Below are 2,757 nucleotides of genomic sequence, written 5' to 3' on the forward strand. Positions count from 1 at the left end.
GCCTTGTGTGTACTGTAATAGGGTGTCTCACTGCCAGGTTGATCCTGGCAGTGTTGTTTTGGCTGGCTGTCCCTTGTGCCAGTTCCATGACGCCTGCAGGGGTGGTATCACTATCCCTGTCAGGGAGGTCACGATATGCCTCTGACCACAACAAGAAAAATCGGGTATCCGTATTTCGTGATTGATGTGGGGTCATAGCAGACCCTTCTCAATCAGTGACGTCAGTGTTGATATGTCCACGCCATAGTTCAGCACCTCTTCGGTTGATTCGTCGTCTTCGGTGGAGCGGCGGAGGAAGGCTGGAATGTCCATATATTCACCCTCAAGATCCGTTACCAACGAATACCCTATGAACCGTTCGGCAACCTGGTCAGCGGGTTTTCGTTGAAACTTGGGGCGTTTCTTCTCCGTCTTGAAAGCACCCTCAGAGAACAGTATTTTCGCTCGTAGCGCTTCAAACGAATAACCCCTGCCTAACCGGTTCATTACCCGGATTAAGTTGTTCAGGGATTCGGTGTAAGCGTTAGTGACTGGGTGGTTGAAGTAGTTGCAGATGTACGGCTCCCAGTTCTGCCAGGCACGTACCAGATCACTAAATTGATCGCGTATTTCTGGTGTTAGCGTATGCAACCAGGTGGTGAACAACGCCTTAGCTTCAGCCGGTGATTTGGCCTCATAGATCGCGTAGAAGTCTTCTTTCTGCCGGTAAGCCAGACCCAGCTCAGGATAGTTCTGGCACCACCCATCGAGCATAAAGGATTCTATGTCCGTCAGATCGCGCTCACGCTTCAGCAGCACAAAACGATCATTCATCAATCCACGGCGCTGCTTGGGTGTCAGTTGCTCTCTGAGCGACTTCCTGACCCGTTCCAGCGCATCATTAGCCATACGGACAACATGAAACTTATCTATGACGATCTGAGCTTCTGGAATCACTATCTCAACCGCATCACGGTAAGGCCGCCACATATCCATTGCCACATATTGCACCTGATCGAGCTTGTCTAACTGGCTCAAATAGCGCGTAACCGTGGACTTGTTTCGATCCTTCAGAATGTCCACGATGGTGTTGTTCTGGATGTTGCTGACCACACAGCGGGGCTTGATCAGGTGGATTTCATCAATGCCCATCCATTGCGGTATTTCAAAGCGAACAGCCTTTTCCAGTTCATTGATATAGTCGCGAAAGATAGAGCGCACTGTGCCTTCTGATATGCCAATCTCTTCGGCTAAACTGGCGAACGTGCGAGATATAGATTGCTTGCCAATCCAGTTAACCAGGCGCGTAGTCATCTTGCGCTTTTCGTCAACGTCCGGCAGCGGTTCGTAGAAGGTCTTGTTGCAGCTCTGGCACTGATACCGACGAGTATCGACATAAATTCCCACTCGCTTGCCGTGCATAGCCAGATCCTTAACCATCTGCTCACGACGACCGAATCCGCGAATATTCTCCTGGGAGCAATGAAGGCAGTTTGTAGGTGGATGCTTTACGGTGGCAACAATGTGGTAGTCATGATCCCCTTCACTGATCCCCGTTACGGTGTATGACGACAGGTTGAGTATATTAACGGGACTCATGTGTGATATATGCCCCTTACTTTAAACTGCAAAATAGCATCCCCCATACGTCACACTTTTTCAGAATCAAATAAATGGGCGTACCGACGACTAACTTGCTCTCTCGATAACCCAACCATTTTGGCGATTGAAGACTTGGATACCTTATCACCCCTTGATCTGGCTAGATCCAGTGCATCTATAATCTTTTCTTCGTTTCTGGACGTTCGCGTTTTGTGTGTTTTATAGGCCCCCATACTCATTGGACACGCCTTTTGAATTGGCTTAATCCAAAGCACCTCTGTTCTCTTGCCTCGTCCATCAGCTGCGGCCGCTTTATACTCTTTCTGCCAGCCATTCAGAACATCGTTATACATTTCATTGTCGTAGCCACTAATAAGGGCATGACCTGATATACCCACCAGTTTACTCAAGAGTGATTCATGGTCAGATACGCCCATCTCATGGGCATAGCAGCGCTCAGACCCCTCGTGTCTTGTCTCGTGAAGATACGGAGGGTCAACATAAAACAAGGCCTCAGCGTCATCGTGGTAGTCAATCAAATCTACCGCATTACGTCGCTCAATGATTACACCTCTAAGCCTCTCACCTGCTTTTAGCAATGACTCTGGGTAGTTAAACCAATCGCTGCCAGCAGTAGATGTTTTCCTGTGTGACTTGCTTCTAAATCCCGTGGAATGGTTCTTGTTTGTAGCGGCAGAGCCAAATCCCATAAAGGATCGAACCACCATACGCCTGGCGTTTTCTATTGGGTCAGAGGCTTCGTCCTTCGCCATCTCGAATTCATGCCGAGAAAAGGGCGTAAGCTTGAGAGATTCAATTAAAGACGTGCGGCCGTCAGTATCTCTTAGCACGGAAAGAAGGTTTACCAAATCTCCATCTATGTCGTTGTAAACCTCACTGAATGACCTTGGCTTTCTCAATAATACGCTTGCAGCACCACCAAATGGCTCAATGTAAAAACGATGTTCGGGGAAGTGTGAGATGATCCAGGGAGCCAAACGCCATTTGCCCCCGTGGTATCTAAGTATTGGCCTTCTTACCTTGTCCATTTGGCTACTCGATTTCAATCACTAAATACGGTTTATGGTATGGTAACAATCACACAGAATCAATCATAAAATGCGGTTTTATCCGATAGCGTCAGAATAGTAAATCAATCACAGAATACGGATACCC

2 protein-coding genes are annotated in these 2,757 nt (G+C 48.1%); both read right to left on the reverse strand.

What is annotated here, in order from left to right; all coding sequences use genetic code 11:
- Positions 1 to 192: 192 nt before the first annotated feature.
- On the reverse strand, positions 193 to 1,578 hold the full coding sequence (locus tag WH50_RS25190) for an ISL3 family transposase (RefSeq protein ID WP_110190169.1): 1,386 nt from the start codon (positions 1,576 to 1,578) through the stop codon (positions 193 to 195).
- A 50-nt stretch (positions 1,579 to 1,628) separates the two neighbouring features.
- On the reverse strand, positions 1,629 to 2,630 hold the full coding sequence (locus tag WH50_RS25195) for a DNA adenine methylase (RefSeq protein WP_110190171.1): 1,002 nt from the start codon (positions 2,628 to 2,630) through the stop codon (positions 1,629 to 1,631).
- Positions 2,631 to 2,757 lie beyond the last annotated feature (127 nt).

It is taken from the genome of Pokkaliibacter plantistimulans, assembly GCF_003194385.1.
In the GTDB taxonomy this organism is placed as follows: Bacteria; Pseudomonadota; Gammaproteobacteria; order Pseudomonadales; family Balneatricaceae; genus Pokkaliibacter; species Pokkaliibacter plantistimulans.

What these genes read in the sequence shown, in the direction of transcription:
- WH50_RS25190 (WP_110190169.1), bottom strand. Translation starts at nt 1,578, where the DNA reads ATGAGTCCCGTTAATATACTCAACCTGTCGTCATACACCGTAACGGGG.
- WH50_RS25195 (WP_110190171.1), bottom strand. Translation starts at nt 2,630, where the DNA reads ATGGACAAGGTAAGAAGGCCAATACTTAGATACCACGGGGGCAAATGG.